General features: G+C 68.4%; 6 protein-coding genes. 1 reads left to right on the forward strand and 5 read right to left on the reverse strand.

All coding sequences use genetic code 11. The features are described from left to right. From SFU54_RS11065 to SFU54_RS11085, 5 genes are all read right to left on the reverse strand, one after another. Positions 1 to 782, reverse strand: a 782-nt coding sequence (locus tag SFU54_RS11065; RefSeq protein ID WP_319016330.1) for a citrate/2-methylcitrate synthase, incomplete at its 3' end; no start/stop codon positions are given. 46 nt (positions 783 to 828) lie between these two features. Continuing rightward, positions 829 to 1,725 carry a methylisocitrate lyase gene (prpB, locus tag SFU54_RS11070; RefSeq protein ID WP_319016331.1) on the reverse strand — a complete coding sequence of 299 codons (897 nt, stop codon included), beginning with the start codon at positions 1,723 to 1,725 and terminating at the stop codon, positions 829 to 831. Further along, positions 1,725 to 3,236 carry an MmgE/PrpD family protein gene (locus SFU54_RS11075; RefSeq protein ID WP_319016332.1) on the reverse strand — a complete coding sequence of 504 codons (1,512 nt, stop codon included), beginning with the start codon at positions 3,234 to 3,236 and terminating at the stop codon, positions 1,725 to 1,727. The genes prpB and SFU54_RS11075 overlap by 1 nt, the downstream gene beginning before the upstream one ends. Then, positions 3,233 to 3,991 carry a GntR family transcriptional regulator gene (locus SFU54_RS11080; RefSeq protein ID WP_319016333.1) on the reverse strand — a complete coding sequence of 253 codons (759 nt, stop codon included), beginning with the start codon at positions 3,989 to 3,991 and terminating at the stop codon, positions 3,233 to 3,235. The genes SFU54_RS11075 and SFU54_RS11080 overlap by 4 nt, the downstream gene beginning before the upstream one ends. 11 nt (positions 3,992 to 4,002) lie before the next feature. Continuing rightward, on the reverse strand, positions 4,003 to 4,446 hold the full coding sequence (locus SFU54_RS11085) for a metalloregulator ArsR/SmtB family transcription factor (protein WP_319016334.1): 444 nt from the start codon (positions 4,444 to 4,446) through the stop codon (positions 4,003 to 4,005). A 285-nt stretch (positions 4,447 to 4,731) separates the two neighbouring features. Here SFU54_RS11085 and hrpA point away from each other — a divergent pair. Then, positions 4,732 to 6,432 (forward strand): ATP-dependent RNA helicase HrpA (gene hrpA / locus SFU54_RS11090; protein ID WP_319016335.1); only part of this gene is annotated, 1,701 nt, incomplete at its 3' end.

The raw sequence follows: 6,432 nt of genomic DNA on the forward strand, positions 1-6,432 counted from the left end.
CCCATGATCTTGCGCTTTACGGCGAGGGAGTCGGCGAGCCACCCGGCAGCAGCATCCGCCGTGCCGACCTCGCGGAAGACGTGCATAACGGCCTCGTTCGCTCCGCCGTGCAGCGGGCCCTTGAGCGCGCCGATCGCGCCCGTGACCGCGCTGTAGACATCACTGAGCGTCGACGCGATGACGCGCGCCGTGAACGTCGAGGCGTTAAACGAGTGCTCGGCGTAGAGAATCATCGACACGTCGAAGGCGTTGACGACGACAAGCTCGGGCACTTCGCCAAACGTCATGTGCAAGAAGTTCGCCGAGTAGCCGAGGTCGTCGCGCGCTTCGACGAGGTCGAGACCGCGCATCCGTCGCTGGGCGTAGGCCACGATCGCGGGCAACTGCGCCCACAGACGGATGCTGCGCTCGAGCGTCAGATCACCGTCGATCCACGTGCCGTCGGTCGTGAGTGATTCGTCCAGGGCGCCGAGCACGCTCACAGCCGTGCGCACGACGTCCATGGGGTGCGTGGCAAGCGGCAGGGCGTCGATCGCGTGTTTCACCGTCGGGTCGAGCGGACGCAACGAACGCTCGAGCGTCTCAAACTCCGCCAGCTGAGCCGAGGTCGGCAACTCGCCATGCCACAGCAGGTAGGCGACCTCTTCGGCGGTGCAGCGCTCGGCGAGCTGTTGCACGGGGTAGCCGCGATAGAGCAGCGAATTCGTCTCGGGGTTGACCTTGCTGATGGCGGTCGTGTCGACGACGACGCCGGCCAGGCCCTTCTTGATCTCATCGAGCACGGTGTTCTCCTTGTGGGTCAGCGGCCGGTGTTGGTCGAGGCCGCGGTCAGCGGCCGGTGTAAGTGAAGATGCCCGCGTCGAAGGCGTTGTACGCCTCGTAGTCGAGCAGCTCATAGAGCCTGCCTCGAGTCTGCATGCCCGCGACCTCGCCGTCGAGCGTTCCGGTCGTTTGCAAAGCATCGAGCGCGCGCTCGATCGCGCCGAACGCGACGCGCAGCAGCGACACGGGGTGAATCACGAGGTTGACGCCCACGTCGGCGAGCTGCTGGTGGGTGAAGAGCTCACTCTTTCCGAACTCGGTCATGTTGGCCAAGATCGGAACGCTCACCGCCTTGCGCATCTGCTCGAACTCCGCGAGCGTGCCCATCGCCTCGGGAAAGATTGCGTCGGCCCCCGCGGCCTCGAGCGCCTTCGCTCGATCGATCGCCGCCTCCATACCCTCTACCCCGCGAATGTCGGTGCGCGCCATGATGACGAGGTCAGGGTCACGGCGCGCATCCACGGCGGCACGAATGCGCTTGACGGCCGTGTCGAGATCGACGACGGCCTTGCCATCGAGGTGCCCGCAGCGCTTGGGGTTGACCTGGTCTTCGAGGTGCAGACCCGCGACGCCCGCGTCTTCGAGCTCGTGCACCGTGCGGGCCACGTTCATGGGCTCGCCGAATCCGGTGTCAGCGTCGACGAGGGTCGGCAGGTCGCTCATGCGGCTGATCTGGTGGGCACGATGCGCCACTTCGCTGAGCGTCGTCAGGCCGATGTCGGGCAACCCGAGCTCGGCCGCCATGACGGCCCCCGAGATGTAGGCGCCGTCGAATCCCTTGTCTTCGATCAGGCGGATGCTCAGCGGAGTGAACGCGCCCGGCAGCACTTGCAAGCGCCCGCTCGCGAGCCCGGCGCGAAACGCTTGGCGGCGCTGGCTCGGCGTCGTAGAAGTCGAGAGCATTAGAAGAGTCCCTTCGGTGCTGCGGGCAGCGGCCGGGCGGCCGTCACGGTGAGGCCGCCGAGCTCGGCCGGAGTCAGCTCGGGCAAGCGCTGGGCGACGTCGACGAAGCGGTCGATTTCGTCGGGGGTCAGGATGCCCTCCGCGAGCATCCGGAATTTGCCCACATACTCGGCGCGTCCAAAGGGCCGCGCGCCGAGCGGGTGCGCGTCGGCGACGGCGATCTCGTCGACCACCTTTTCGCCGTTCGTCAGCTCGATCTCGATGCGTCCACCGAAGGCCTTCTCGCTCAAGTCGAGGGAGTGGTAGCGGCGCGTCCACTCTGCGTCTTCTGTGGTGGTGATCTTCTGCCACAGCGCGACGGTGTCGGGGCGCGCCGCGCGCTCGGGGGCGTAGGAGTCGACGTGGTGCCAGGCTCCGTCTTGCAGCGCGACGGCGACGATGTACGGAATCGAGTGGTCGAGCGTCTCGCGGCTCGCCGTCGGGTCGTACTTCTGCGGGTCGTTCGCGCCCGAGCCGATGACGTAGTGCGTGTGGTGGCTCGTGTGCAGCACGATGCGCGCGATGTTCGCGGGGTCACGCAGTTCGGGGCGCTCGGTGCCGAGGCGACGCGCGAGGTCGATCCAGGCCTGGGCTTGGTATTCGGCGGAGTGCTCTTTCGTGTAGCTGTCGAGGATGCCCGTGAGCGGCTCGCCGCTGTCGGGTAGCGGCACCTCGTAGCGAGCATCCGGCCCGCTGAGAAGCCACGCGATGAACCCGTCTTCGCCTTCATAAATGGGGCTCGGGCTCGTCTGGCCGCGCATCGCCCGGTCGACGGCTTCGACGGCCATCTTGCCCGCGAACGCGGGGGCGTGCGCCTTCCAGGTCGAGATCTCGCCCTTGCGCGACTGGCGCGTGGCGGTCGTGGTGTGCAAAGCCTGGCCGATGGCCTGGAAGATCGTTGCTTGGTCGAGGCCCAGCATCGTGCCGATGCCCGCGGCGGCGCTCGGGCCGAGGTGGGCGACGTGGTCAATCTTGTGTTCGTGCAAGCAGATCGCGCGCACAAGGTCGATCTGAATTTCGTAGCCGGTGAGCAGCCCCTTGAGCAGCTGCGCCCCGTCGGCGCCGGTGTGCTGGGCCACGGCGAGAATCGGCGGGATGTTGTCACCGGGGTGCGAGTAGTCGGCGGCGAGGAAGGTGTCGTGATAGTCGAGCTCGCGCACGGCGACACCGTTGGCCCAGGCGGCCCACTCGGGGCTGACGCGCTGAGTCGGGGCGAGGCCAAACACGGTCGCGCCGGGCGTGTACGGGTGGGCTTCAGCCTGCCCGCGCGCGCTGATGACGGGGTCACGGTCGAGGCTCGCGACGGCGACGGCGGCGTTGTCGATGAGTCGGTTGATGACCATGTCGACGGCGCGGTCGTCGAGCGGGCGATCCTGCTGGGCGGCGAGCGCGGCGAGCTTTCCGGCGAGCTGGTCGGCAGCGGCGAGCGGCTCACTGCTCTTGTAGGTGCGCACGGTGTGCGTGGTCGTCATGCTGTCTCCCGGTTTTCGGCGCCGCTGCGCGGCAGATGGGCGTGGATGCTCGTGAGGGCTTCATGCAAGTGCAGCCGAGTCGCGGCCGCCGCACGTTCGGGGTCGCCGTCGGCGATCGCCCGCGCGATCGCGGCGTGTTCAGCGGCACTCTGCGCGAGACGCTGATCGTCGGCTCGAGCCAGGCGTCGCACACGCGCGAGGTGCACGCGCGTGCTCGCGATCGCCGCCGCGAGGTAGGGGCTGCCCGTCAGCGCGTCGTCGAGGGCCGCGTCGAACTCGGCGACGAGCCCGTAGTAGCCGTGGCGCTGCGGGTCGTCGGCGCTCAGGGTCGCGGCGTCGACGGCGGCGAAGCGTGCGGCGAGCGCGGTAAAGCGGCTGACCGCTGCGTTCCGCGCTCCGTCGCCCCCAGCCCGAGCATCCCCACCCGGCCCGCCACCATCCGCGACGCGGCGCGCGGCGATGCGCGCGGCTTGCTCGTCGAGGGCCGTGCGCAGTTCGAACAGAGCCGTGACGTCGTCGGGTTCGATGTCGCTCACGACAAGAGTGCGCGGTCCGCGCTCGGTCGCCAGCCCGGCGGCGATGAGCCGCGCGAAGGCTTCGCGCACGGGAGTGCGGCTGACCCCGAGCCGGCTCGCTTGCTCGACCTCGGTCAGCGGAGCCCCCGGTGCGAGCTCGCCCTCAACGATCGCGACCCGCAAGGCCTCGAACGCACGGTCGGCAGCGGTGCGCGCGGTCGGGTCCGCCCTCGCAACCACCGCGCTCCTCATCACCATCTCTCTAATGTATACATTGATTGCTCCTTCTGCGATATTGCGCCCATCGATCGCGACTTTCGTATACACCAGCATCCTTCCTCGCCTTCTTCCCCCCAGGTCGGGGGCTGTTCGACACCAATATCCGGACCGTTCTCATCCGGGTCGATGTCGTCGTATCCTGCAGGCTCGCGAAGGCTCATGAGCAGTTCGATGAGGCCCGCCAATGCGCCGAGCACGCGCGGACTCATCCGATAGATGCGCGCGTTCTGATCGACCCGCGACGTGACGAGGCCAGCGCGCGCGAGCCGGTTCAGATGCTTCGAGATGCCTTCGCGGCCGATGCCGCGCTCACTCTGCACCGCGTCGGCGATCTGGCCAACGGCATGTTCACCGCTTGCCAGGATTTCGATGATTCGCCACCGCACGGGGTGCGCAAGAAGAAAGAGAGTTTCCATTTCTGCAATGTGCCTCTCGCGGCACGTGCCGTGGGAGGCACATTGCGAAATTGGGGATCGCGGCGCGGGACTGCCAGGACAACGAGGAGGGGATGCCGAGTGAAGCAGGAGCCGTGATCCCTGAAAGGGGGAAGAGTGGTCGCGGCGGCGCGGGTGGGCGGCGCGGTGGGCCGCTTGGGTGGGCAGCGCGGTGGGCCGCTTGGGTAGGCGGCGCGGTGGGCGGCGCGGAGGCGGGTCGTGCGAGGGCGGGCAGCGAGGAGGTCGCGACTCTAGACTGGAGGGCTCATGACTCCGCCCGCCGAGACCTCTCCCGCCGACCCGCCGGCGGCCCTGGCGTCCCCAAAGGGCGCGGCGACCGCGCACGACGGGCAAGCAACGCTGCGCATCCACTACCCACCCGACCTGCCGGTGTCGCAGCGGCGCGACGATATCGCGGCCGCGATTCGCGACAACCAGGTCGTCATCGTCGCGGGCGAGACGGGGTCGGGCAAGACGACGCAGCTGCCGAAGATCCTGCTCGAGTTGGGGCGCGAGCGCATCGCCCACACGCAGCCGCGCCGCATCGCCGCGCGCACGATCGCCGAGCGCGTGGCGGAGGAGCTCGGCTCAGAGCTTGGCGGGCTCGTCGGCTACAAGGTGCGATTCACCGACCAGGTGAGCACGAACACCCGCGTCACGCTCATGACCGACGGCATTTTGCTCGCCGCGCTTCGCGGCGACCGCGAGCTCAACAACTACGACGCGATCATCATCGACGAAGCCCACGAGCGCAGCCTCACGATCGACTTCTTGCTCGGATACCTCAAGCAACTGCTCCCCCGCCGCCCCGAACTCAAGCTCATCATCACCTCCGCGACGATCGACCCCGAGAGCTTCGCGAAACACTTCGCGGATGCGCAGGGCACACCGGCACCGATCATCGAAGTGAGCGGGCGCACCTTCCCGGTCGAGATCCGCTACCGGCCGCTCGTGCCCGACGGCGCCGACACGGAGAACCTCACCGATCCCGATGATGACGAGAGCGATGGGCCGTCGACCCCCGGCGAGGCCATCGACATGATCGAGGGCGTCATCGCCGCGGTCGACGAGCTTGGCCGCGAAGGCAACGGCGATGTGCTGGTGTTCTTCAGCGGCGAGAACGAAATTCGTGACGCGGCGGATGCCCTCACCGGGCACCTCGCCCGCCAAGGGCCGCGCGGCGCAGGCACCGAGGTGCTTCCGCTGTACGGCCGGCTGAGTGCGGCCGAGCAGCACCGGGTGTTCGAGCGGGCGCCCGCGGGCATCCGTCGCCGGATTGTTCTCGCGACCAACGTCGCCGAGACGAGCCTCACGGTGCCGGGAATCCGTTACGTGGTCGACACGGGCACGGCGCGCATCAGCCGTTACAGCGCGCGCTCGAAAGTGCAGCGGCTGCCGATCGAGCCGATCTCGCAAGCGAGTGCCAACCAGCGCTCGGGCCGCTCGGGGCGCACGAGCGACGGCATCGCGATTCGGCTGTACTCGCAGCTCGACTACGAGAAGCGGCCCGAGTACACCGACCCCGAGATTCTGCGCACCAACCTCGCCGCGGTCATTCTGCAGATGATCTCGCTCGGGCTCGGCGACATCGAGAGCTTTCCGTTCTTGCAGCCGCCGGATAAGCGCGGCATCGCCGACGGGCTCGACTTGCTGCTCGAGCTGGGCGCGGTGGAAAAGACGGCGGGCGGCGCTGGAGAGCAACGCGGTGCCCACCGCATCACGCGCATCGGCCGCGAGATCGCGCAGCTGCCGCTCGACCCGCGCTACGCGCGCATGGTCGTCGAGGCGCAGAAGCTCGGGGTGGCGCGGGAGGTCATTGCGATTGTCGCGGGGCTGAGCATCCAAGATCCGCGTGAACGACCGGTCGAAAAGCGCGAGCGCGCCGATCAGCTGCACAACCGGTTCCGCGACCCGACGAGCGACTTCATCACGCTGCTCAACCTCTGGAACCACCTGCAGCGCCGGCAG

Source organism: Microcella sp., from assembly GCF_033763155.1.
In the GTDB taxonomy this organism is placed as follows: domain Bacteria; phylum Actinomycetota; class Actinomycetes; order Actinomycetales; family Microbacteriaceae; genus Microcella.